22 protein-coding genes are annotated in these 22,864 nt (G+C 59.3%); 8 read left to right on the top strand and 14 right to left on the bottom strand.

Features of this window, described 5'->3' with window-relative positions; all coding sequences use genetic code 11:
- The 4 genes from livG to livK all read right to left on the bottom strand — a co-directional run bounded on the left by livG (position 1) and on the right by livK (position 4,136).
- Positions 1-768, bottom strand: coding sequence for a high-affinity branched-chain amino acid ABC transporter ATP-binding protein LivG (gene livG / locus ACR809_RS01480; RefSeq protein ID WP_002920803.1), 768 nt, complete (start codon positions 766-768; stop codon positions 1-3).
- The gene (gene livM, locus ACR809_RS01475) at positions 765-2,042 is read right to left on the bottom strand and encodes a branched chain amino acid ABC transporter permease LivM (protein WP_004174005.1); all 1,278 of its coding nucleotides are present in this window, start codon (positions 2,040-2,042) and stop codon (positions 765-767) included. The genes livG and livM overlap by 4 nt, the downstream gene beginning before the upstream one ends.
- On the bottom strand, positions 2,039-2,965 hold the full coding sequence (gene livH / locus ACR809_RS01470) for a high-affinity branched-chain amino acid ABC transporter permease LivH (RefSeq protein ID WP_002920807.1): 927 nt from the start codon (positions 2,963-2,965) through the stop codon (positions 2,039-2,041). Before livH ends, livM begins: the two co-directional genes overlap by 4 nt.
- 61 nt (positions 2,966-3,026) lie before the next feature.
- Positions 3,027-4,136: a high-affinity branched-chain amino acid ABC transporter substrate-binding protein LivK gene (gene livK, locus ACR809_RS01465; RefSeq protein ID WP_002920808.1), complete on the bottom strand. Its 1,110-nt coding sequence runs from the start codon at positions 4,134-4,136 to the stop codon at positions 3,027-3,029.
- Between the two features lie 423 nt (positions 4,137-4,559).
- On the opposite strand from livK, the gene panM reads away from it, so the two are divergent.
- Positions 4,560-4,943: an aspartate 1-decarboxylase autocleavage activator PanM gene (panM, locus tag ACR809_RS01460; protein WP_108452591.1), complete on the top strand. Its 384-nt coding sequence runs from the start codon at positions 4,560-4,562 to the stop codon at positions 4,941-4,943.
- Positions 4,944-5,209: 266 nt separating this feature from the next.
- Here panM and livJ read toward each other — a convergent pair whose 3' ends face one another.
- The 3 genes from livJ to ACR809_RS01445 form a co-directional block, all read right to left on the bottom strand.
- On the bottom strand, positions 5,210-6,313 hold the full coding sequence (gene livJ, locus ACR809_RS01455; protein WP_002920812.1) for a branched chain amino acid ABC transporter substrate-binding protein LivJ: 1,104 nt from the start codon (positions 6,311-6,313) through the stop codon (positions 5,210-5,212).
- Positions 6,314-6,570: 257 nt separating this feature from the next.
- On the bottom strand, positions 6,571-7,815 hold the full coding sequence (locus ACR809_RS01450; protein ID WP_004150081.1) for an aromatic amino acid transport family protein: 1,245 nt from the start codon (positions 7,813-7,815) through the stop codon (positions 6,571-6,573).
- 147 nt (positions 7,816-7,962) lie between these two features.
- Positions 7,963-9,228: a 4-aminobutyrate--2-oxoglutarate transaminase gene (locus ACR809_RS01445; RefSeq protein ID WP_004181475.1), complete on the bottom strand. Its 1,266-nt coding sequence runs from the start codon at positions 9,226-9,228 to the stop codon at positions 7,963-7,965.
- 118 nt (positions 9,229-9,346) lie between these two features.
- Here ACR809_RS01445 and pdxR point away from each other — a divergent pair, with 118 nt between their 5' ends.
- Positions 9,347-10,870 (top strand): MocR-like pyridoxine biosynthesis transcription factor PdxR, encoded by a 1,524-nt coding sequence (gene pdxR, locus ACR809_RS01440; protein ID WP_004181476.1) that lies wholly within the window; start codon positions 9,347-9,349, stop codon positions 10,868-10,870.
- A gap of 52 nt (positions 10,871-10,922) precedes the next feature.
- Here the strand turns inward: pdxR and rpoH are convergent, their stop codons facing one another.
- From rpoH to ftsY, 4 genes are all read right to left on the bottom strand, one after another.
- On the bottom strand, positions 10,923-11,777 hold the full coding sequence (gene rpoH / locus ACR809_RS01435; protein WP_002920815.1) for an RNA polymerase sigma factor RpoH: 855 nt from the start codon (positions 11,775-11,777) through the stop codon (positions 10,923-10,925).
- A 269-nt stretch (positions 11,778-12,046) separates the two neighbouring features.
- On the bottom strand, positions 12,047-13,102 hold the full coding sequence (gene ftsX / locus ACR809_RS01430; RefSeq protein ID WP_004173994.1) for a permease-like cell division protein FtsX: 1,056 nt from the start codon (positions 13,100-13,102) through the stop codon (positions 12,047-12,049).
- On the bottom strand, positions 13,095-13,763 hold the full coding sequence (ftsE, locus tag ACR809_RS01425) for a cell division ATP-binding protein FtsE (RefSeq protein ID WP_002920817.1): 669 nt from the start codon (positions 13,761-13,763) through the stop codon (positions 13,095-13,097). Before ftsE ends, ftsX begins: the two co-directional genes overlap by 8 nt.
- A gap of 2 nt (positions 13,764-13,765) precedes the next feature.
- A complete protein-coding gene (gene ftsY / locus ACR809_RS01420; RefSeq protein ID WP_004188286.1) occupies positions 13,766-15,289 on the bottom strand; it encodes a signal recognition particle-docking protein FtsY in 1,524 nt (507 codons plus the stop codon).
- A 182-nt stretch (positions 15,290-15,471) separates the two neighbouring features.
- Between ftsY and rsmD the strand changes: the two genes are divergently transcribed.
- Both rsmD and ACR809_RS01410 read left to right on the top strand, forming a co-directional pair.
- Positions 15,472-16,068, top strand: coding sequence for a 16S rRNA (guanine(966)-N(2))-methyltransferase (rsmD, locus tag ACR809_RS01415; protein ID WP_002920820.1), 597 nt, complete (start codon positions 15,472-15,474; stop codon positions 16,066-16,068).
- Positions 16,058-16,333 (top strand): DUF1145 family protein, encoded by a 276-nt coding sequence (locus tag ACR809_RS01410; RefSeq protein WP_002920822.1) that lies wholly within the window; start codon positions 16,058-16,060, stop codon positions 16,331-16,333. The genes rsmD and ACR809_RS01410 overlap by 11 nt, the downstream gene beginning before the upstream one ends.
- A 13-nt stretch (positions 16,334-16,346) precedes the next feature.
- Here the strand turns inward: ACR809_RS01410 and ACR809_RS01405 are convergent, their stop codons facing one another.
- A complete protein-coding gene (locus tag ACR809_RS01405; protein ID WP_004173989.1) occupies positions 16,347-16,697 on the bottom strand; it encodes a DUF2500 domain-containing protein in 351 nt (116 codons plus the stop codon).
- A 150-nt stretch (positions 16,698-16,847) separates the two neighbouring features.
- On the opposite strand from ACR809_RS01405, the gene ACR809_RS01400 reads away from it, so the two are divergent.
- Both ACR809_RS01400 and zntA read left to right on the top strand, forming a co-directional pair.
- Entirely contained in the window at positions 16,848-17,474 is a 627-nt protein-coding gene (locus tag ACR809_RS01400; protein WP_004173987.1) for a lysoplasmalogenase, read from the top strand.
- A gap of 78 nt (positions 17,475-17,552) precedes the next feature.
- A complete protein-coding gene (zntA, locus tag ACR809_RS01395; protein WP_004151416.1) occupies positions 17,553-19,763 on the top strand; it encodes a Zn(II)/Cd(II)/Pb(II) translocating P-type ATPase ZntA in 2,211 nt (736 codons plus the stop codon).
- Between the two features lie 103 nt (positions 19,764-19,866).
- Here the strand turns inward: zntA and tusA are convergent, their stop codons facing one another.
- A complete protein-coding gene (tusA, locus tag ACR809_RS01390; RefSeq protein WP_002920858.1) occupies positions 19,867-20,112 on the bottom strand; it encodes a sulfurtransferase TusA in 246 nt (81 codons plus the stop codon).
- A 206-nt stretch (positions 20,113-20,318) separates the two neighbouring features.
- On the opposite strand from tusA, the gene ACR809_RS01385 reads away from it, so the two are divergent.
- Entirely contained in the window at positions 20,319-20,984 is a 666-nt protein-coding gene (locus ACR809_RS01385) for a 7-cyano-7-deazaguanine/7-aminomethyl-7-deazaguanine transporter (protein ID WP_002920860.1), read from the top strand.
- A 73-nt stretch (positions 20,985-21,057) separates the two neighbouring features.
- On the top strand, positions 21,058-21,615 hold the full coding sequence (locus ACR809_RS01380; RefSeq protein WP_002920861.1) for a DcrB family lipoprotein: 558 nt from the start codon (positions 21,058-21,060) through the stop codon (positions 21,613-21,615).
- On the opposite strand, the gene ACR809_RS01375 is transcribed toward ACR809_RS01380, so the two are convergent.
- Positions 21,616-22,836 carry an MFS transporter gene (locus ACR809_RS01375; RefSeq protein ID WP_004186012.1) on the bottom strand — a complete coding sequence of 407 codons (1,221 nt, stop codon included), beginning with the start codon at positions 22,834-22,836 and terminating at the stop codon, positions 21,616-21,618.
- Positions 22,837-22,864: the final 28 nt, after the last annotated feature.

The raw sequence follows: 22,864 nt of genomic DNA, 5'->3' as shown, positions 1-22,864 counted from the left end.
TTATGCCTCACCAAGGTATGCGCGGATCACGTCCGGGTTATTACGAATCTCTTCCGGCGTCCCGTTGGCCAGCGGTGTTCCCTGGTTCACGACGTAGATGCGATCGGAAATGCCCATCACCAGCTTCATATCGTGTTCGATAAGCAGGATGGTGGTGTTGTGATGGTTACGCAGCTCGGCGATAAGCTCGTCCAGCTCTTTGGTCTCTTTCGGGTTCAGCCCCGCCGCCGGTTCATCGAGCATCAGAATTTCCGGCTGGGTCACCATGCAGCGGGCAATCTCCAGCCGACGCTGGTCGCCGTAGGCCAGGTTGCTGGCCTGACGGTTGGCATGCTCCAGCAGGCCGATACGCTCCAGCCAGGTGGCGGCCCTGTCCAGCGCTTCGCTCTGCGCCCGACGGAAGGCCGGCGTTTTCAGCAGGCCGGAGAAGAGCCCGGTTTTCAGCTGCTGATGCTGCGCCACCAGCAGGTTTTCAATCACCGTCATTTCGCGGAACAGGCGCACGTGCTGGAAGGTCCGCACCACGCCCATCCGCGCAATCTGCTGACCCGGCAGCCCTTCCAGATGCTGGTCGCGCAGCAGAATAGTGCCGCCGGTGGGCTTGTAAAAACCGGTCAGGCAGTTAAAGACGGTGGTCTTCCCGGCGCCGTTGGGGCCGATCAGCGAGACGATCTCGCGCTCTCTGAGCTCCAGCGACACATTGTTGACGGCCAGCAGACCGCCGAAACGCATCATCAGGCCGCTAACGGATAATAATGGCTGACTCATGCCTGCTCTCCTTTCGCCTGACCGTTTTTCAGCTTCAACTGCACGCGCGTCATTGGCAGAAGCCCCTGCGGACGCCAGATCATCATCAGCACCATCAGGCCGCCGAGCATTAACATGCTGTATTCGTTGAAGTCACGCATCAACTCGCGCGAGACCACCAGCAGAATAGCCGCGAGGATCACCGCGAACTGCGAGCCCATCCCGCCCAGCACGACGATCGCCAGCACAAAGGCTGACTCGGCGAAGGTAAAGGATTCCGGGCTGACGAAGCCCTGGCGCGCGGCGAACAGCGTGCCGGCGAAGCCAGCAAACGCGGCGCTGATGGTAAAGGCGGTCAGCTTGATGCGCGTCGGGCTCAGGCCCAGCGAACGACAGGCGATCTCATCTTCACGCAGCGCTTCCCACGCCCGGCCCAGCGGCATTCGCAGCAGGCGGTTGATGACGAACAGGCTGAGCACTACCAGCAGCAACGCCACCAGGTAGAGGAAAATCACCCGGTCGGAGGGATCGTATTTGACGCCGAAGAAGTTGCTGAAGGTATCCCAGCCGCCTTCGCGGGCGCTGCGGCTAAATTCGAGGCCAAAGAAGGTCGGTTTCGGGATCTGGCTGATGCCGTTCGGCCCGCCGGTGATCTCGGTATTGTTGAGCAGCAGAATGCGCACGATCTCGCCGAAGCCTAAGGTCACAATCGCCAGGTAGTCGCCGCGCAAACGCAGCACCGGGAAGCCCAGCAGGAAACCGGCCGCCGCGGAGACCAGGCCGGCCAGCGGGAGACAGGTCCAGAAGCCAAGACCGTAATAGTGGTTCAGCAGCGCAAAGGTATACGCGCCGATGGCATAGAACCCACCGTAGCCCAGCACCAGCAGGCCGGAAAGGCCGACCACCACGTTCAACCCGAGGCCGAGGATGATATAGATCATCGTCAGGGTGGCGATATCCACCGTGCCGCGCGACACCATAAACGGCCAGGCCACGGCAATCACCAGCAGGGCTATCAGGAACAGCTTCTGCTTCACCGTCGACCCGTCAATCGCCGGCATAATAAACTTCGGCCCGGAGACGTTCTTAACCGCTTTCTGGAACAGCGGCCGCAGCAGCTGGAAGAAAAAGACCACCGCGGTACCGATGAAGATCCACTGCCAGCGAATATCGGCGGCGGTATCGACCACCAGTTTGGTGCCGTTCAGCTCCAGCTGCACGCCCATAAAGACGCCCGCCAGAATGAAGAACATCACGGCAGAGAGCAGCGCCATTGCAATTTGCATCGGTTTCATACTTTTTCCACCTCCGGGCGGCCCAGAATGCCGGTCGGCATCACTAACAGCACCAGAATCAGCAGCGCGAAGGAAACGACGTCCTTATATTCGGTGCTGAGATAGGCGGAAGAGAGCGCCTCGGCAATACCCAGGATCAGGCCGCCGATCATCGCGCCAGGTATACTGCCGATCCCGCCGAGCACGGCGGCGGTGAACGCCTTCATCCCGGCCATAAAGCCGATGTAGGGGTTAATCACGCCGTAGAACTGCCCCAGCAGCACGCCGGCCACCGCCGCCATCGCTGCGCCGATGACAAAGGTCAGGGCAATGACGCGGTCGGTGTTAATCCCGAGCAGGCTGGCCATTTTCAGATCTTCCGCGCAGGCGCGGCAGGCGCGCCCCATCCGCGAGTAGCGAATAAACAGCGTCAGGGCCAGCATGGCGATAAAGGTCACCACCCAGATCACCAGTTGCATGGTGGTGATCGTCGCGGAGAAGCTGTCGCTGTGGCCGACGACCCACTGGCCGTTAAACAAGCTCGGCAGCGCCACGTCGCGGGAGCCCTGGGTCAGGCTGACGTAGTTCTGCAGGAAGATAGACATCCCGATGGCGGAGATCAGCGCAATCAGGCGCTTGGAGTTACGCACCGGCCGATAGGCCACGCGCTCAATGCTCCAGCCGTAGGCGCTGGCAATCACAATGGCGCCCACGAATCCGGCGGCGACCAGCAGCCAGCTAGTGTCAATGCCCATCATCATCAGCGCGGCGATGATCATGAAGGAGACATAGCTGCCAATCATATAGACCTCGCCGTGGGCGAAGTTGATCATGCCGATAATGCCGTACACCATCGTATAGCCGATGGCGATCAGCGCATAGGTACTGCCCAGCGTGACGCCGTTAAACATCTGCTGCAGAAAATAGAGAAACTGCTCGGACATAAGGTAACCTTTTTCAAACCGCCCGCGGTTCGCGGGCGGAGGGATAACTCGTCTTCAGCGCTTATTTCGCCGCGCTCGAAGAGCCGTCGGCGTGCCACTGGAAGACACCAAACTCAAATCCCTTCAGATCGCCTTTTTCATCCCAGGTCAGCGGCCCAATCACGGTTTTCGCCCCGTGCGCTTTCAAATCTTTGATTAAATCCAGCGGCTGCTGGCTGCCGGTTCTGTCCATCGCCTGCGCCAGCGACTGAACGGCGGCATAGGTGATCCAGACGTACGGTCCGCTCGGATCTTTCTTCTCCGCTTTCAGCGCGTTGACGATGGCGCTGTTGGCAGGGTCCTGATCGTAGCGTTTTGGCATTGTCACCAGCATGCCTTCCGCCGCGGCGCCCGCGATATTGGACAGCGAGGCGTTGCCGACCCCTTCCGGCCCCATAAACACGGTTTTCAACCCGACGGAGCGCGCCTGGCGCAGCATCTGGCCCATTTCCGGGTAGTAGCCGCCGTAGTAGACGAAGTCGATGTTCTCTTTCTTCAGGCGCGCCAGCAGGGCGGAGAAATCTTTTTCCCCCGCGGTGATGCCATCGAAGAAGACGATGTTGGCCCCGGCTTTCTTCAGGTTGTCCTGCACCGAACGCGCCAGCCCTTCGCCGTACTGCTGCTTGTCATGAATGATGGCGATACGCTGCGGTTTGACTTTCTCGACGATATATTTCGCCGCGGTCGGCCCCTGCGAGGAGTCGAGGCCGGCGGTACGCATGATGTACTGGTATCCGCGCTGGGTCAGCTCCGGATTGGTCGCCCCGGGGGAGATCATCAGGATGCCTTCATCCTCATAGATGTCGGAAGCCGGCTGAGTGGAAGAGGAGCACAGGTGGCCGATAACGTACTGAATGCCGTCGTTGACGATTTTGTTGGCCACCGCGACCGCTTGCTTCGGATCGCAGGCGTCGTCATATTCGACGGCCACCAGCTTGTCGCCCTTAATGCCGCCGCTGGCGTTGATGTCTTTAATCGCCTGACGCGCGCCATTGAACTCCATGTCGCCCCACTGGGCCACCGGCCCCGACATCGCGCCGACCACGGCGACCTTAATATCCTTGGCCATCGCCGCGTGCGACATCGCTAATGCGACAATGCCCGCGACGATGGTTTTCGCGTTCCTTTTCATGCTGCAGAACCCCGTTCGTGATGTGGTGTAAATGTTTTGTATTTTTATGGTTAAAAAGCATTCTGTGCTTTTATTAAACAACGCCATTTTTACCATTGAGTTTAATGGTTTAGCGCAGTTTTTCACTAAAAAACAGATTAAAACCTCTATTTTTCAGTCGATTAAGCAAAGATAATATTCTGTATTTTGGTGAAGATAAACAAAAAAAAGTCCATCCTGCAGCATAAAATAACGATACATAAGGCGGAATAAAACGCTGCACATTAGGTTAAAATTCTGCTTATTTTTCGATCCATGACGGATTGCGCTACCCTGACAACGCCAGGAAAACGAATCCCCTGATGTACGCGCAAAAAACAGCGCTCCGCCAGACAGCAATTTTGGGTACACTGGCGCCTCTGTTTTGCACTGGATTTGCCGCCCATGAAACTGACCATTATCCGTTTACAGCACTTCAGCGATCAGGATCGCATTGATCTGGGGAAAATCTGGCCGTCGCAGGATCTGTCGACGCTGACCCTTGATGAAAACCATCGTCTCTACGCCGCCCGCTTTAACGAGCGCCTGCTGGGCGCCGTGCGCGTTACCCTGGGCGGCGTCGAAGGTGAGCTCAGCGATCTGTGCGTGCGTGAAGTGACCCGCCGCCGCGGCGTCGGACAATACTTAGTGGAAGAGACATTGCGTGATAACCCGGCGATCAATAGCTGGCGCGTCGCCGACCATGGGGTGGAGGACCGCGGCGTGATGGTGGCCTTTATGCAGGCGCTCGGCTTTAGCGCCCAGCAGAATGGTTGGGAAAAGCATTAAGCCGTAGCCCCAATAAGCGGAGCATGACCAAGGAAGAACCCGGCGGCGCTTCGCTTAGCCGGGCTACCTGGCTTACATCAGTAAGTGACCGGGGTTGAGGGCCGCAGACAACGCATTTGCAGCGTGAAAGTCCCCACCCATTTAACCCAGCATTTCGCGTTGCAAAAAGGCGTCAAGACCCGAAATCCCCGGGAGCTTACATCAGTAAGTGACCGGGGTTGAGGGCCGCAGACAACGCATTTGCAGCGTGAAAGGCGCCGGTTAAATTATTTGGCGTCGGTCGCCGTACCATTAGCATGCCAGGTAAAGACCCCGAACTCGAAGCCTTTCAGGTCGCCTTTCTGATCCCACGACAGCGGGCCCATCACGGTGTCTACTGTCGCGCCTTTCAGGTATTTAGCGATTTCCGCCGGATCGTCAGACTGATTCAGGCCTGCCTGCAGCGACTGCAGCGCCGCGTAGGTGGTCCACACGAAGGCGCCGCTCGGATCCTGTTTCTTCGCCTTGATCGCATCCACGATCGGTTTGTTCGCCGGCACCTGGTCGTAGTTCTTCGGCTTGGTTACCAGCAGGCCTTCCGCCGACTCGCCGGCGATGTTAGACAGGGAGACGTTCGCTACGCCTTCCGGGCCCATAAACTGGGTTTTCAGACCGGCGGCGCGCGCCTGACGCAGGATCTGGCCCATTTCCGGGTGATAGCCGCCGTAGTAGACGAAATCGATATTCTCTTTCTTCAGGCGCGCCACCAGGGTGGAGAAATCTTTCTCACCGGCGGTGATCCCGTCGAAGAAGACCACGTTTGCCCCACCTTTTTTCAGGCCATCCTGCACCGCACGGGCCAAACCTTCGCCGTACTGCTGTTTGTCATGTACCACTGCGATACGCTGCGGCTTCACTTTGTCGAGAATGTATTTCGCCGCGGTTGGCCCCTGATCGGAGTCCAGACCGGTGGTGCGCAGGATCAGCTTATAGCCGCGCGCCGTCAGCTCCGGAGCAGTCGCTGCCGGGGTAATCATCAGAATGCCTTCGTCTTCATAGATATCAGACGCCGGCTGAGTGGAAGAGGAACACAGATGACCAATAACGTATTTAATGCCGTCGTTGACCACTTTGTTGGCTACCGCTACCGCCTGTTTCGGGTCGCAAGCGTCATCATATTTGACGATCTGCAGCTTATTGCCCTTGATGCCGCCCTTAGCGTTGATATCCGCTACCGCCTGCTCTGCGCCGGTAAACTCCTGGTCGCCGTACTGGGCCACCGGGCCGGACATCGCCCCGACTACCGCGATTTTGATATCTTCCGCCAGCGCCGCGCTGCTCATAACTAAGGCAATACATCCTGCCAGTAACGCTTTACCCTTCATATTCATCCTGAGGCTCCCCATTATTATGGTTTTTGCATTTGTTGTGATGTTGTTTATTAGCGCATTATTTTGTTTATACCGATAGGAAAAGCATATGATAGCTAATCAACCGGGGACTGCCCGCGCTTTTGCAGCACACTATGCTAAACATACCGTCATTCTGAGGAATTTGAAACGACTAAATTGCGGGCTATGTAACAGATAAGTGACAAATAAAAAAACCGCGCCAGCATGAACCGGACGCGGTGCAAAACAGAGCCTGATTACCAGCCTGCGGGTAGGTAGCCCACCGCGGATGCTATCGCGTAGGCGGCGCTGCAAAGATACAACAACACAATGAAGCATTGGATAAGCGGATGGGTCATCCAGGCCGGACAGGTCCAGCCCGGGGTCAGATCGCCACGCTGGCGGGCGCCCTTGAGCATCAGGATCGGCATAATCGATAAAATGACGCCGCTGAACACCCCGGCAAAATAGAGCGCGTTGACGAAGGAGACCATGCCGCTATAGGCCAGTACGAACGGCGGGATCGCCACCACCAGCAGCACCATCAGGCGCCGGGCGGGCTGTTCGTCATTCCCCAGGCGGAACTGATCGAAGATATTGGTCAGGAAGCTGCCGCCCAGTCCCCAGTAGGAGGTCAGCATCGCGCACAGCGCAAACAGATTGGCTGAGAAGAAGGCCCATTCGCCAAGCGCCCGCCCCCAGGAGATGGTGGCCACATCCGAGATATTGTCCAGACCGTTAAGCGAGATCACCGACAACGGCACCAGCGCCAGCAGGGTAAAGGTCAGCGCCATGCCGACCATGATGGCTTTAGGCAATTTTTCCGGTTTGTCGGCGAAGCCCCGCGCCATCTCCGGCACGATATACTGTGCCGAGAAGCAGAATGCTACGACGTTGAAGACCGGAACCATATACAGCCAGTTGCCATCGAGCAGATAGCCGACGCGGGTGGTCTCTTTCAACAGCGTGGCAATCACCAGCACCGAGATCATCACCACCATGCCGATGCTGATAAATTTCTCACCGCGGCCGATCGCCTTCAGCCCCAGGTAGAGTACTCCTGCCGCCGGAACGAAAAACAGCACGCTGCCCAGCGCCGGCGAGATGCCAAACAGGGAGTGCAGCAGCTTACCGCTGCCGGTCATATACGCCGTCAATGCCCCGACGCTATTGACGCAGACGGAGAGAAACATCATCAGCGCGCCAAAGCCGCCGACGTAGCGCTTCGATAATCCACTGAGCTGCAGATGTTTACGGGTGCGCAGCGTGGATTCCGCGACATAGAGCATAGTCACCGTGGTCAGACTACCCACCAGCACCAGCCAGAACAGCAGTGGTAAAAAGCCCGCTTTGCTTGACGCATAGGCGATAGAGAGGACGCCCGCGCCAATATTGGTACCGACAATCATCGATACCCCTTCGACGAAGCTCAGAGATTTTGCAGGGACAGCCGTACGTTCCCGGCCGGTGAGGACGGGAGAAAAGGTGGAGTTTTCAGACATAATACTTTCCGTTTTACTCCGGCGGTTGTCACCGCCGGAAAAAAGGTGATATCAGGGTGATAAACCACTCACGCTGAGCATAAACAGCCGACTGCGGCGTCCTGTTTCTGTTCGGCTTCCCTGCCGCCGCAGCCCGCCGGGGAGACGTTAGCTCTTCAGTACGCGCGCCAGAATATCCAGCGCTTTCGAGAACTGGGCGTCGGGGATAGTCAATGGATACAGGAAGCGGATCACGTTGCCGTAGACGCCACAGCTCAGCAGCAGCAGGCCGTTCTCCTGCGCTTTCTGTTGCACCTGGCGGGTGAATTCCGGCGACGGTTCGCCTGTTTGCGGATCGTTAAACTCCACCGCCACCATCGACCCCCGGCCGCGGACATCCACGATCGCCGGACAGGTGGCGCGCGCCTGGTTGAGCACTTCCTGCAGATGGCTACCCAGCTGCTCAGCGCGCTGACACAGCTGCTCTTCGGCAATCACATCCAGCACCGCGTGCGCCGCGGCCACCGCCAGCGGGTTACCGGCATAGGTTCCGCCCAGCCCGCCAGGCGCTGGCGCATCCATCACTTCGGCGCGACCAACGACGCCCGACAGCGGGAAACCGCCGGCGAGGCTTTTCGCCATCGTCATCAGATCCGGTTTCACCTCATAGTGCTGCATGGCGAACAGCTTGCCGGTACGGGCGAAACCAGTCTGCACTTCATCGGCGATCAGCAGAATGCCGTGGGTATCGCACAGGTCGCGCAGCGCCTGCATGAAATCGGCCGGCGCGACGTTAAAGCCGCCTTCCCCCTGGATCGGCTCGAGGATGATGGCCGCGACCTGATCCGGCGCAATATCCGCTTTGAAAATGCGCTCCAGGCTTTTCAGCGCATCCGCGGTGGTCACGCCATGCGCCGCATTGGGGTAAACGCCGTGATACACCGAGCCCGGGAACGGCCCGAAGCCGATTTTATAGGGCGCGACCTTACCGGTGAGGGCCATGGTCATAAAGGTACGGCCGTGGAAGCCGCCGCCGAAGGTAATCAGCCCCGGACGACCGGTGTAAGCGCGGGCGATTTTCACCGCGTTCTCGACCGCTTCCGCGCCGGTGGTGAAGAAAGCCGTTTTTGCCGGCCCGTCAATTGGCGCCAGATCGTTGATACGCTCCGCCAGCGAAACATAGCTTTCGTACGGCACAATCTGATAGGCGGTGTGGGTGAACGCCTGCAGCTGGTCGGCAACCGCGGCGACCACTTTCGGATGGCGGTGACCGGTATTTAACACGGCGATCCCGGCGGCGAAATCGATCACCTCATTGCCTTCGATATCCCACAGCGTGGCGTTTTCCGCCTTCTCGACAAAGTAGTTACACATTACGCCTACGCCGCGCGGCGTCGCCTGCTGGCGACGTTGATTCAGTTCTGAGCTTTTCACCTGCGAATCTCCTGTCGTGTATGTCACGTTATCGCAACAAATTAGAAACGATGTCGTTTATTTACACAGGAGTTGGCCCTATAATCGAGTACCAATTTTGAATATCTGAGGGATCCAATTGCGTTCGCTGGTGGGTGACCTGGTGCTGGTCCGTCTGCAGGAAGAGCGGGATCCTCTTCTGCACAAACGCTTATATAACGCGCTGCGCCGCGCGATCCTCGACGGTTCGCTGGCGCCGCAAAGCCGTCTGCCGCCGTCGCGGGACCTGGCGGGCGAACTTGGCGTATCAAGAAACACCATATTAACAACTTATGAACAATTGCTGGCGGAAGGATATGTGGTTTCCCGTCGGGGAAGCGGAACATTCGTTGCCCAAACCGCCCCTGAGAGCTCATTGACGGCTAAAGGTCAGCAAGAAAACAGCAGTATCGCAGCACCGACGGCGCATCTTTCACGCCGAGGCCAACATCTGCTCGGCCAGGTCAGCGCCAGCCCGCGCCAGTGGGGAGCGTTTATACCCGGCGTGCCGGACGTTAACGCCTTTCCCCACCCGTTGTTCAGTAAGATCCAGGCCCGCATCAGCCGTCGGCCCAAACCGGAGCGGCTTAGCTATAGCTGCAACGGTGGCACCCCGGAACTGCAGCAGGCGCTGGTGGATTATCTGCGCGTGTCGCGCGGCGTCCACTGTCAGTCAGATCAAATTCTTATCACCGAGGGGATCCACCAGGCGATCGATCTGGTCACCCGCATGCTGTGTGATAACGGCGATCTGGCGTGGGTGGAGGAGCCTTCCTACTGGGGGATCCGCCACGTGCTGGCGATGAACGACGTTCGGGCAGAGCCCCTGACCGTGGATGCCAACGGCCTGTGCCCGCCGGAGACGGTTGACGATGCGCCGAGGCTGATCTTCGTTACGCCTTCCCACCAGTATCCGCTGGGCGCGGTGATGAGCCTTGAGCGCCGCCAGCGCCTGCTGGCGCTCGCCCGTCAGCAGGGGAGCTGGATCGTCGAAGATGATTATGACAGCGAGTTTCGCTTTTCCGGTCAGCCGATCCCCGCCCTGCAGGGTCTGGTCGCCGACGCCCCGGTGGTCTATATCGGCACCTTCAGCAAGACGCTCTATCCCGGCCTGCGCCTGGGCTACGTGGTGATCCCGCGGCCGCTGGTCAGCGACCTGAAGCACGCCCATGCCGAGCTTTACCGCGGCGGCCATTCGCTGATCCAGATGGCGCTGGCGGAGTTTATTACCGCCGGCCACTATTCGGCCCATATCCGCCGTATGCGGCTGCTATACAGCCGTCGCCGCGCCTTTTTAACTGAGCTTATCCAGCGGCACTGTATGCCGTACGCCCTGTCTGACTTCAGCGATAATGCCGGGCTGCATTTGATCCTCAATTTGCCCGCAGAGGCTGACGATGTGGCGATCGCCAGAGAGGCCAATGCGCGGCACATTCTGGTGCGGCCGCTGTCGCGCTACTACCTGACGGCGGCGCGCAAGAAAGGATTACTGATGGGATTCGCCAGCCAGCCCGAAGAGCAGATGGCGTCGGCGTTCAGCGTCTTACTCGGCTGCCTGCAGACGCACTGCCCGCAGATGCTCCTGCTCCGGGAGGACGCAGAAAAACAAAACGCCCCAACCTGAGGCGGGGCGTTATCGGAGAGCCTGATATCAGGTATCAGGCAGGCGTGGCGTATCAGGCTTCGATAGCGGCACGCAGTTTTTTCATGGCGTTCTTTTCCAGCTGACGCACGCGCTCTGCGGAGACGCCGTAGCGGTCGGCCAGTTCCTGCAGCGTGGACTTGTTATCTTCGTCCAGCCAGCGGGCGCGGATGATGTCCTGGCTACGCTCGTCCAGGCCCTGCATCGCGTCAGTCAGCTTATTCGCCGCCTGCTCTTCCCAGTTATCGTCTTCGATGCCGTCGGCAAAGTTAGACGTTTTGTCCTGCAGATACAGGACCGGCGCCATCGGCTGGCTGTCGGACTCATCGTCGGACGACATGTCGAAGGTCATGTCCTGGGCCGCCATACGGGATTCCATCTCGCGGACGTCTTTGCTCGACACGCCCAGCTCACGGGCCACCATTTCCACTTCATCCTGGTTGAACCAACCCAAACGCTGTTTGGTTTTACGCAGGTTAAAGAACAGCTTACGCTGTGCTTTGGTGGTAGCGACCTTCACAATACGCCAGTTGCGCAGCACGTATTCGTGAATTTCGGCTTTAATCCAGTGCACGGCGAAGGAGACCAGGCGCACACCCACTTCCGGGTTGAAGCGACGCACGGCTTTCATCAGGCCGATATTGCCTTCCTGGATCAGATCCGCCTGCGGCAGGCCATAGCCCGAGTAGTTACGAGCAATGTGAACAACAAAGCGCAGGTGAGACAGAATCAGCTTTTTCGCTGCTTCCAGATCGCCCTGGTAATGCAGCTTTTCAGCAAGCTCCCGCTCTTCATCAGCCGACAGCATCGGCCAAGTGTTAGCGGCCCGGATGTACGATTCCAGGTTACCAACGGGGGCTAAAGCTAAAGTTTGCATTTCTTTGGTCATTCAAATCCTCTCAATTGATATCTTCTGACGCGTTCTTGTCCCCATCAGGCAACAAGCATGCCAGCATTCATGAGCAACGAGAATATCACTCACATTAGTATCAGACAGTGATTTTATCCACAAGTTCCATGCAACGGTGTGAATAAATTACGCACAAAATGTGACACCACGATGAAAAAGTGAGGGCAGGAAAAGGGGAACAAGCTTGCGGTATCTTTCCCTGCGAACAGGAACTCATTGCAGCAGGGAAAGATTATATCACGCTTTTATTAATCGGGAGTAAAGTGACGTAAATGTTGCACTGTCGCCAGCCAGGCGGCTACCCACCCGATCATCGAGCAGACGATCAACATCAACAGACACTCGTCGAAGCCTAAGCCGCTCAGCTCAAACTGGGTGCCGAAGACTTTCGCCACTTCGGTCACCGCCGACGAGAGGCGCATTACCAGAATCTCCGACAGGATCAGCGATAAAAACGCGCCGGAAAAGCCCAGCATCGCTCCGCCGTAGAGGAACGGACGCAGGATAAAGCCGTCGGTGGCGCCGATAAGCTTCTGAACGTTAATGGTATCGCGGCGGGCGAAGATGCTCAGGCGCACGCTGTTGCCGATCACCAGGAACACCGCCGCCACCATCAGCACGCCGATCATCGCCGACACGCGTCCTACCAGCCCGGTGAGCGAGGAGAGACGGGCAAACCAACTGTCGTCCATCCGCACTTCATCGACGCCCTGGATCCGCGTTACCCGATCGCGCAGGGTATTCAGCGCCTCGGTGCTCTGGAAATCCAGCTTCGGCACCACGATGGCGACCGCCGGCAGCGGGTTCTCCTCCAGCATATCCAGGGCGCCGCCAAAGCCTGACCAGTTACGGAACTCCCCCAGCGCCTCGTCACGGGACAAATAGTTTACCTTGTCGACGCCCTGCTCCGCCTGCAGCTGGCCCACCACCCGCGCCGCGGCATCGTCATCCAGCGTTTTTTCCAGATAAACGGTGATCTGCGGCGAGGGATAATACTGGGACGCCGCGCTGCTGACGTTTTTGTAGACCATGTAGCAGACGCTTGGCAGGGTCAACGAAATGGCGATGACCATGACCGTCAGGAAGGTCGCCAGCGGCGTGCTTTTTAGATCCTGCAGCGCGCCGTGCCAGGCATAGCGCACCTGCTCGTTGAATACGTTGCTCTTACGCGAGGCCGGGTTAGGCGCCGCTTTCGGCCGTTTTGGCGCATTGCGCCCGCCACCGCCGCCGCCCGCGGCGTTGCGCAGGCGATCGAACTTGCTGCCGAACTGGCGAATCTGGTTCATTGCGTCGCGCTTATTCACCCCGAATGCCTCCATGCAGATGGCCGTCGCTAAGCGTCAGCACGCGGTACGGACGACTGGAGATAAGCCCCAGATCGTGCGTGGCCATCAGTACCGTCACCCCGACGCGGTTAAACTCTTCAAACAGACGTAAAATCCCCTCCGAGAGCGCCTCGTCGAGGTTGCCGGTCGGTTCATCCGCCAGCAGCACCGCCGGCTTGTTGACCACCGCGCGAGCGATTCCCACGCGCTGCTGCTCACCGCCGGAGAGCTGAATGGGAAAATTCTTCGCTTTGTCCAGCAGGCCAACCTTGTCCAGCGCCGCCGAGACGCGACGACGAATATCATCGCCGCTGGCGCCGGCGATAATCAGCGGGATCGCCACGTTGTCATACACGGTACGATCCATCAGCAAATGGTGGTCCTGGAAAATCATACCGATCTGGCGGCGCAGGAACGGCACCTCACGGCTCTTCAGACGGCTGATTTCATGACCGCTGAAGAAGATTTTCCCGGCGCTGGGCCGTTCGATACCACAGATAAGCTTCAGCAGGGTACTCTTCCCTGCGCCGGAATGGCCGGTCAGAAACGCCATCTCGCCCGGCTGCAGGTGGAAGGTCACCCCCTGCAGCGCTTGTCTCCCACCGAGATAGGCTTTGCTGACTTGTTCAAAGCGAATCATTCTTAATCCTCTCGGGCAAAAAGTGCCTCAATAAAGTCGCCCGCATTAAACGGACGCAGATCCTCAATACGCTCGCCGACGCCAATATAGCGAATCGGAATGCCGAACTGATCGGCCACCGAGAAGATCACGCCGCCTTTGGCGGTGCCGTCCAGCTTGGTCAAAGTGATCCCGGTCAATCCTACCGCCTCATGGAACAGTTTGGCCTGGCTAATAGCATTCTGCCCGGTGCTGGCGTCAATGGTTAACATCACCTCGTGCGGCGCGTCGACGTCCAGCTTTTTCATTACCCGGACAATCTTCTTCAGCTCTTCCATCAGGTGCGATTTATTTTGCAAACGCCCGGCGGTATCGGCAATCAGTACGTCAACATGGCGCGCCTTCGCCGCCTGAATGGCGTCGAAAATCACCGAGGCGGAGTCGGCGCCGGTGTGCTGGGCGATCACCGGGATATTATTACGCTGGCCCCAGACCTGCAGCTGTTCCACCGCCGCCGCACGGAAGGTATCCCCCGCCGCCAGCATCACCGACTTACCCTGCTGTTCAAACTGACGCGCCAGCTTGCCGATGGTAGTGGTTTTCCCCACCCCGTTCACGCCGACCATCAGAATAACAAATGGCGTTTTGCCTTCAACGTTCAGCGGCTCGTCTACTTTGGCGAGAATCTCGCCCATCTCTTCTTTCAGCAGGCCGTACAGCGCTTCCGCATCGCGCAGCTGCTTACGGCTGGCGCCTTCCGTCAGGTTGGTAATGATCTTGCGGGTGGTTTCCACCCCGACGTCGGCGATCAGCAGCTGTTCTTCCAGCTCTTCAAACAGATCATCGTCGATCTTCTTACCGCGGAACAGGCTGATAAATCCGGAACCGAGATTTTGCTTCGTTTTCAGCAGGCTACGTTTGAGGCGGGCGAAGAAACCTTCTTTTGTCGGTTTTTCCTGCTCCTGAGCCAGCGCTTCAAGCGGCGCCTCGTCCTCGGGCGCCGGCACCACTACCGCCGCCTCTTCTGCCGCTTCGGCCGCCAGCGCCTGCGCTTCCAGCTCTTCATCGCTTAACGGCGCGTCCTCTTCGGGCGCTTCTGTCTCCTGCGGCTGGACAACGATGCCTTCCACAGGCTGCTCTGCTACGGCTTCCGCCACCACCGGTTCGGCGATAACCTCTTCCGCCAGCGGCTCAACCACCGCAGGCTGTTCAGGCGGTTCGCTGACCGCGGGCTCCGGTTCAACAACAGGCGTTTCTTCGGTCAGAACAGGCGTTTCCACCCACTCTTCTTCCTGCGCGCTGGCAGGCTCCGCGAGGTGCGCTTTTTCGCTTTCGACCACCGTCTCGGTCACTTCGACGACGTCTTCGGCAAACGCCTCCGGGTCTGCTTTCGGCGCGCTCGGCTCAGCAGGGGTTTCAACCGCCGGTATCTCTTCGGCAACCGCTTGCTGTTCTTCTACTTTTTGCTCAGTCTCGGTTTCCTGTGCCTGTTCTTTCTGTCCAAAGCCCAGCCAGGAAAAGAAGCCACGTTTTTTCTCTTTTGCCATTTGCGACCACACTCCTCGCTGTTTATTCATGGCGCAGCTTCATCAGAAGCTGAAAAAATGATGAAATTAGTTGGATAGTCTATCACTTAACTTAACTCGCAGCACCGCCCCCGGATTAAGGTTTCGTCAACCGCCGTCGATCGCTAGAATAGCAGGCTGGAAGTTGAGACTTGAGCAGAGAGATGAAAAAACCAAACCACGCGGGCAGCGGCCAGATCCGCATCATCGGCGGGCAATGGCGCGGCCGTAAATTACCGGTGCCGGAGAGCCCGGGCCTGCGGCCGACCACCGACCGGGTTCGCGAAACCCTTTTTAACTGGCTGGCGCCGTCCATTGTTGACGCGCACTGCCTCGATTGCTTTGCCGGCAGCGGCGCGCTGGGGCTGGAAGCGCTGTCCCGCTATGCGGCCAGCACCACGCTGCTGGAGATGGAGCGCGGCGTAGCCCAGCAGCTGCAAAAAAATCTCGCCACCCTGAAAGCGGATCGCGGCAAGGTGATCACCACCAACACCCTCAGCTTCCTGAGCCAGCCGGGGACCCCGCACCAGATCGTGTTCGTCGACCCGCCGTTCCGTCAGGGGCTGCTGGAGGAGACGCTACGTCTGCTGGAGACACAAGGCTGGCTGGCCGATGAGGCCCTGGTGTACGTCGAAAGCGAAGTCGAAAACGGCTTACCGCCGGTGCCGGCTAACTGGCAATTGTATCGTGAAAAAGTGGCCGGACAGGTCGCCTACCGTCTTTACCAACGTGAGGCCCAAGGAGAGCACCATGCTGATTAATTTAGGCCGCCTGCTGATGCTGTGCGTCTGGGCCTTTCTGTTATTGAATCTGTTTCAGCCCTTCCCGAAGCCGCTGAATATCTTTGTCAACGTCGCGCTGATTTTCATGATCCTGATGCACGGTCTGCAGCTGACGCTGCTCAAGGCGACGCAGCCGAAAGAGGCGCCGCCGCTGAGCCGCTTTGAGCAAATCCGCATTTTTATTTTCGGCGTGTTTGAGCTCGTCGCCTGGCAGAAAAAACTGAAGGCGACGCTGAAAAAATAGTCCTGAAAAGGGCTCAGGGATCGGGCGTAAACGCCACGAACGCTGTGCCCTTATAACTCAACATCCCACGATCGCCGACGCTCAGCGCGTGATATTGCGGCGCGTCAAGGCGAAACACCACCTCCAGACCACCGTTTTCGGGGCGAAAGCTCGCTTCATAGCGCATCTCACTGCCTGCAGGCGTCACCGTCTGCTGCCGCGAGCGCCGATCGTTAATCACTTTTTCCCGTTTATTGCTGACGATAACCCGCTTTTGTAGCAACGGCGCGGCGTCATTCGCCTGTTTCTCACGGCGCTGCTGGACATAGCGAAACGAAGCCGCCACCACAATCACCGCGACGACCAGAACAAAAAAGAGGGGCATTTTACTCATTAGGGTTACCCATAAAAAATATCAGGAATCAGCATACTGCGTCGGGAATAACATTGTCATCTGCTACGCCAAACCACTACACTGAGTAGTAGCATCACGCATCCGTAACTTTCTTTATGATAACAGATACAGGGACTTACTATGCTTTGGTCATTTATTGCTGTCTGTTTCTCCGCATGGCTTTATGTCGATGCATCCTATCGTGGGCCGGCATGGCGACGCTGGGTTTTTAAACCTGTCACCCTGATTCTGTTGCTGTTACTGGCCTGGCAGGCGCCGATGTTCAATGCCATCAGCTATCTGGTGCTGGCTGGCCTGTGCGCCTCGCTGCTCGGCGACGCCCTGACCCTGCTGCCGCGCCAGCGGGTGATGTACGCGGTGGGCGCTTTCTTCCTGTCACATCTGCTGTATACCATCTGGTTCGCCAGCCAGCTGACGCTGTCGTTCTTCTGGCCGCTGCCGCTGGTGCTGCTGGTATTCGGCGCCCTGCTAATGGCGGTGATCTGGAGTCGGCTGGAAGAGATGAAAATGCCGGTGCTGACCTTTATCGGAATGACGCTGGTAATGGTCTGGCTGGCCGGCGAGCTGTGGTTTGCCCGCCCCACCAACACCGCGCTGTCCGGTTTCGCCGGCGCAGCCCTGCTGCTGCTGAGCAATGCCGTGTGGCTGGTGAGCCACTATCGTCGCCGCTTCCGCGCCGATAACGCCATCGCCGCCGCGTTCTACTTTGCCGGCCACTTCCTGATCGTGCGCGCGCTGTACCTGTAATTTAGTTCTTGACTCTGGAGTCGACTCCAGAGTGTATCCTACGGCTAATGAGAAAATTATCATTTCCCGGAGGGTGCCATGTCGACTCCAGACGCGCAGGATAAAAAAGTTCCACAATTCTCGTCTTTCACCATGCGGCCAGCAACCGCCCCGGCGGAGAGCTGCTGTACAGATCACGCCTGCGCCACAGAGTCCGCCCCTGCCGCCGAAGCGCTTAGCGACGCCCGCTATAGCTGGCAAGTTGATGGCATGGACTGCGCCGCCTGCGCCCGCAAGGTGGAAACCGCGGTCCGTCAGGTGCCCGGGGTCAGTCAGGTCCAGGTGCTGTTCGCCACAGAAAAGCTGCTGGTTAACGCCGAGGGCGATGTCCGCGCTCAGGTTGAGAACGCGGTCCGCCAGGCGGGGTATACGCTGCGCGATGCCGATGCTCCCGCAGCTAAGCAAACCCGAGGGTCGCTGCTGCGCGACAATCTGCCGTTACTGACGCTGGTTATCATGATGGCCTTGAGCTGGGGGCTGGAGCAGGCCAACCACCCTGCCGGTCAGTTGGCCTTTATTGCCACCACCCTGGTTGGCCTGTGGCCGGTTGCCCGCCAGGCGCTACGCCTGATCAAGAGCGGGAGCTGGTTCGCCATTGAAACGCTGATGAGCGTCGCCGCCATCGGGGCGCTGTTTATCGGCGCCACCGCGGAGGCGGCGATGGTCCTGCTGCTGTTCCTGATCGGCGAGCGTCTCGAAGGCTGGGCCGCCAGCCGCGCACGGCAGGGGGTGAGCGCGCTGATGGCGCTGAAGCCCGACACCGCCATCCGTCTGCGCAACGGCGTGCGGGAAACCGTCGCCCAGCGCGACCTGCGTCCCGGAGATGTGATTGAAGTGGCTGCCGGCGGGCGTCTGCCGGCGGATGGACAACTGCTGTCGCCGTTTGCCAGCTTTGATGAAAGCGCCCTGACCGGCGAGTCGGTGCCGGTGGAGCGTCAGGCCGGGGAACGGGTAGCGGCGGGCGCCACCAGCGTCGACCGCCTGGTGCAGCTTACCGTGATATCCGAACCGGGCGACAGCGCCATCGACCGCATCCTGAAGCTGATTGAAGAGGCTGAGGAGCGTCGGGCGCCAATCGAGCGCTTCATCGACCGCTTCAGCCGGATCTACACCCCGGCCATTATGGTGGTGGCCTTGTTGGTCGCCATTGTCCCGCCGCTGTTCTTCGCCAGCGCCTGGCTGCCGTGGATTTATAAAGGACTGACGCTGCTGCTGATCGGCTGTCCATGCGCGCTGGTCATCTCCACGCCGGCGGCCATCACCTCCGGCCTGGCGGTCGCCGCCCGCCGCGGGGCGCTAATCAAAGGCGGCGCGGCGCTGGAACAGCTGGGCCAGGTGCGCCAGGTGGCGTTCGATAAAACCGGCACCCTGACCGTCGGCCAGCCGCAGGTGACTTCGGTTATTGCCACGGCCGAAGTTGACGACAACGCGCTGCTGGCGCTGGCGGCGGCGGTGGAGCAAGGCTCCAGCCACCCGCTGGCGCAGGCTATCGTCCGTGAAGCGCAGCGGCGTCAGCTGAGCATTCCGCTTGCCAGCGGCCAGCGGGCGCTGGCGGGCTCTGGTATCGAAGCCGAAGTCAACGGCAGCCGCATCCTGATCTGCGCCGCCAGCAAAGCCGCCCCGGCAGAGCATGAGGCGCAGATCCAGCAGCTGGAAAGCGCCGGGCAAACGGTAGTGCTGGTGATGCGCGGCGAGACGCTGCTCGGCATTCTGGCGCTGCGCGATACCCTGCGCGACGACGCGCGTCAGGCGGTGGATGCTTTGCATCAGTTGGGCGTTCAGGGGGTGATCCTTACCGGGGATAACCCGCGCGCCGCGGCGGCCATCGCCAGCGAACTGGGGCTGGAATTCCGCGCCGGTCTGCTACCGGCGGACAAGGTCAACGCGGTGATAGCGCTGAATGCCGACGCGCCGCTGGCGATGGTCGGGGACGGTATCAACGACGCCCCGGCGATGAAAGCGGCCACCATCGGCATCGCCATGGGCAGCGGAACCGACGTGGCGCTGGAGACGGCCGACGCCGCGCTGACCCATAACCGTCTGACCGGCCTGGCGCAGATGATTTCCCTGGCGCGCGCCACCCACGCCAATATCCGCCAGAACATCGCGATTGCCTTAGGGCTGAAGGGGATTTTCCTCGTCACCACCCTGCTCGGCCTGACCGGTCTGTGGCTGGCGGTGCTGGCGGATACCGGCGCCACCGTGCTGGTAACGGCTAACGCGCTGCGGTTATTGCGTAAGAAGTTGTAGCATCGATACCGGCTTCCCTGCTCGCGCTACGCTTAGCAGGGCTACGGTTCCAGACCGTCGGGTAGCCCGGATAAGGCGCTACGCGCCGCCATCCGGGAGAGGCTCAGTGGCTTTTGCGGATCAGGTAGCGGTACGGCAGGGCTTCGGTTTCCTGGGCCACCAGCTCATGCTCCATAAAGCGGCAGAATCCCGGGATATCGCGGGTGGTGGCCGGATCGTCAGCAATAATCAGCAGCGTCTCGCCCACCGGCATCGTCCGCACGGTTTTACGCACCATCATGACCGGCTCCGGGCAGCGGAGTCCCAGGGCATCCAGGGTGTGGTCAGGAGTGGAGAAAAGTTCGCTCATTTTAGTCTCACGTCAACAAAACGGCCCTAGTTTACCCCCTGCTCGCCAGTACGCAAGCCAGGTTAACGTTTGCGCGAAAAACAACCATTGCATTACGCCGGCAACGCAGTATCATGCAGCCGTTTTTAATTGGGTTCCCTCACCCCAACGTTCCGCTGCCGATTGCTCATTCACCTGAAGCATGACGGGCATAAAAAGGTCACAATATGAATCCGTTTACTACCGTACAGCGCAAAAAAGCGCTCGTCTGGCTTTCGCTATTTCATTTGCTGGTCATCACCTCCAGCAACTATCTGGTTCAGCTGCCGATCTCCATCTTTGGTTTCCATACCACCTGGGGCGCGTTTAGTTTTCCGTTTATTTTCCTCGCCACCGACCTGACGGTGCGAATTTTTGGCGCCCCGCTGGCGCGACGCATCATTTTCGCGGTGATGGTCCCGGCGCTGGCCATCTCTTACGGCATCTCCGCGCTGTTCTACATGGGCGAATGGCAGGGCTTTGCCGCGCTGGGCACCTTTAATCTCTTCGTCGCGCGCATCGCCGTCGCCAGCTTTATGGCCTATGCGCTGGGGCAGATCCTCGACGTTCACGTCTTTAACCGCCTGCGGCAGAGCCGCCGCTGGTGGTTGGCCCCTACCGCCTCGACGCTGTTCGGCAACATCAGCGATACCGTGGCGTTTTTCTTTATCGCTTTCTGGCGCAGCCCGGACCCGTTTATGGCCGCCCACTGGGGGGAAATCGCCCTCGTCGACTACAGCTTTAAAGTGCTTATCAGCATCATTTTCTTCCTGCCGATGTACGGCGTGCTGTTAAATATGCTGTTGAAAAGACTGGCGGATAAATCTGATTTGTCGGCATTACAGCCGAGTTAAAGGTACTCGCGGGCTGATGTGTTAAGATAGCCGGATGAGCCATTAGTGGCCGTTTATCGAAAGGAAGATGTCAATGCGCAATTTGGTTAAATATGTCGGTATTGGCCTGCTGGTGATGGGGCTTGCCGCCTGCGATAACAGCGATTCAAAAGCGCCAACCGTTGGCGCAGCAGCGGAGAGCAATGCCAGCGGCCAGGCAATCAGCCTGCTGGATGGCAAGCTGAGCTTCACCCTGCCTGCGGGCATGGCCGACCAGAGCGGCAAACTGGGTACCCAGGCGAACAATATGCACGTCTACTCTGACGCTACCGGCCAGAAAGCGGTCATCGTCATCGTCGGCGACAGCACCAATGAAGATCTGGCGGTGCTGGCGAAACGCCTGGAAGATCAGCAGCGCAGCCGCGACCCGCAGCTGCAGGTGGTGAGCAATAAACCGCTGGAGATTAAAGGCCATACCCTGCAGCAGCTGGACAGCATCATCTCCGCCAAGGGGCAGACCGCCTGGTCTTCCGTGATCCTCGGCAAAGTGGATGACAAGCTGCTGACCCTGCAGGTCACCCTGCCGGCGGATAACCAGCAGCAGGCGCAGACCGAAGCGGAAAGCATCATCAACACCCTCACCATCCAGTAATTACTGGCCTGGTGCGCTGGCCTCCGGTTCGCTAACCGGGGGCCGTTTTTTTAGCCGCCAGCCCAACAGCAGCGCCGCCATCACCAGCCCCGCCGCGGCGAGATAAATCATCGCGATCCCGGTCCAGGCCATCAGCAATCCGGCCAGCGGCCCGCTGACGCCCAACGACAAATCCATAAACACGGTATAGGTCGCCAGCGCCGACCCCTGATTGTGCTGCGGCACCGCTTTCACCGCCACCACCCCCAGCGCCGGGAAGACCAGCGAAAAGCCAGCCCCGGTAAGGAAAGTACCGATTTTCGCCATCATCGGCGTATCGGCAAAGCCGACCAGCAGCAGGCCGATCGCCTCCACGCTAAAGCAGAGCATCGCCACGTTCAGCCCGCCGAGTCGGTTAATGGCGTTGGGAAACAGCAGCCGCGCGCCAACGAACGCGCAGCTGAATAATGTCAGCGCGAAAGCCGCGCCGTCCCAACCTTTGGCGTCATAAAATAGCGTGATAAAGGTGGCGATCACCCCAAAGCCGGCGGAGGCCAACGCCAGCGCCATGCCGTAGGGCCAGACGCGGCCGAGCACCGCACGAAACGACATCGCTTTGCCTTTGGCAGCCTTCACCGCCGCGCGGGGCAGCGCGCAGAGGATAGCCACCAGCGCTACCGCCATAATGACCCCGGCCAGACCGCTGAGTCCAATGTGCGAATAGCACAGCACGCCGAGCGGCGCGCCCATCGCCATCGCCCCATAGGTCACAATCCCGTTCCACGAGATCACCCGCCCGATATGCAGCGAACCGACCACGCCGACGCCCCACAGCGTCGAGCCTGTGCCGGCGAAGCTCTGGCCGATACCAAGGATCACCCGTCCGAGGCATAGCAGCAGCAGGCTAATCAGTGGCCAGCCGCTGCCCCAGGCGGCCAGCAGATAGCTTAAACCGCTCAAAAAGCAGCCGCCGAGGCCGAAGACGACAATCTTTTTGGGCCCCAGCAGGTCGGCATAGCGCCCGGCATGCGGGCGGCTGAGCAGCGTGGCGAAGTATTGCAGGCTAATCACCAGCCCGGCCCAGAAAGCGCTAAAGCCCATGACATCATGAACATAGCCGGGCAGCACCGCCAGCGGCAGGCCGATGGTGAGGTAGCTGGCAAAGTTAAAGATAACGACAGAGACAATCCGCAGATTGAGGCGCAGTCCATTAAGCGCCGGTTCGGCGACGGGTTCGGGCATCAGGTTCCACCAGATTTCGACAACCAGC

Source organism: Klebsiella sp. CD33, assembly GCF_051992865.1.
GTDB lineage: Bacteria > Pseudomonadota > Gammaproteobacteria > Enterobacterales > Enterobacteriaceae > Klebsiella > Klebsiella pneumoniae.
This window is presented reverse-complemented; position numbering and strand designations above follow the sequence as displayed.

Bases quoted from the DNA above. Each gene is read 5' to 3' on its own strand.
- livM (WP_004174005.1), bottom strand. From the start codon at position 2,042: ATGAAACCGATGCAAATTGCAATGGCGCTGCTCTCTGCCGTGATGTTC.
- ACR809_RS01380 (WP_002920861.1), top strand. From the start codon at position 21,058: ATGCGCAATTTGGTTAAATATGTCGGTATTGGCCTGCTGGTGATGGGG.
- rsmD (WP_002920820.1), top strand. From the start codon at position 15,472: ATGAAAAAACCAAACCACGCGGGCAGCGGCCAGATCCGCATCATCGGC.
- zntA (WP_004151416.1), top strand. From the start codon at position 17,553: ATGTCGACTCCAGACGCGCAGGATAAAAAAGTTCCACAATTCTCGTCT.
- ACR809_RS01410 (WP_002920822.1), top strand. From the start codon at position 16,058: ATGCTGATTAATTTAGGCCGCCTGCTGATGCTGTGCGTCTGGGCCTTT.
- ACR809_RS01400 (WP_004173987.1), top strand. From the start codon at position 16,848: ATGCTTTGGTCATTTATTGCTGTCTGTTTCTCCGCATGGCTTTATGTC.
- ftsE (WP_002920817.1), bottom strand. From the start codon at position 13,763: ATGATTCGCTTTGAACAAGTCAGCAAAGCCTATCTCGGTGGGAGACAA.
- livJ (WP_002920812.1), bottom strand. From the start codon at position 6,313: ATGAATATGAAGGGTAAAGCGTTACTGGCAGGATGTATTGCCTTAGTT.
- tusA (WP_002920858.1), bottom strand. From the start codon at position 20,112: ATGAGCGAACTTTTCTCCACTCCTGACCACACCCTGGATGCCCTGGGA.
- livH (WP_002920807.1), bottom strand. From the start codon at position 2,965: ATGTCCGAGCAGTTTCTCTATTTTCTGCAGCAGATGTTTAACGGCGTC.
- ACR809_RS01405 (WP_004173989.1), bottom strand. From the start codon at position 16,697: ATGCCCCTCTTTTTTGTTCTGGTCGTCGCGGTGATTGTGGTGGCGGCT.
- rpoH (WP_002920815.1), bottom strand. From the start codon at position 11,777: ATGACCAAAGAAATGCAAACTTTAGCTTTAGCCCCCGTTGGTAACCTG.
- ftsY (WP_004188286.1), bottom strand. From the start codon at position 15,289: ATGGCAAAAGAGAAAAAACGTGGCTTCTTTTCCTGGCTGGGCTTTGGA.
- ACR809_RS01450 (WP_004150081.1), bottom strand. From the start codon at position 7,815: ATGTCTGAAAACTCCACCTTTTCTCCCGTCCTCACCGGCCGGGAACGT.
- panM (WP_108452591.1), top strand. From the start codon at position 4,560: ATGAAACTGACCATTATCCGTTTACAGCACTTCAGCGATCAGGATCGC.
- ACR809_RS01375 (WP_004186012.1), bottom strand. From the start codon at position 22,836: ATGCCCGAACCCGTCGCCGAACCGGCGCTTAATGGACTGCGCCTCAAT.
- livK (WP_002920808.1), bottom strand. From the start codon at position 4,136: ATGAAAAGGAACGCGAAAACCATCGTCGCGGGCATTGTCGCATTAGCG.
- ACR809_RS01385 (WP_002920860.1), top strand. From the start codon at position 20,319: ATGAATCCGTTTACTACCGTACAGCGCAAAAAAGCGCTCGTCTGGCTT.
- livG (WP_002920803.1), bottom strand. From the start codon at position 768: ATGAGTCAGCCATTATTATCCGTTAGCGGCCTGATGATGCGTTTCGGC.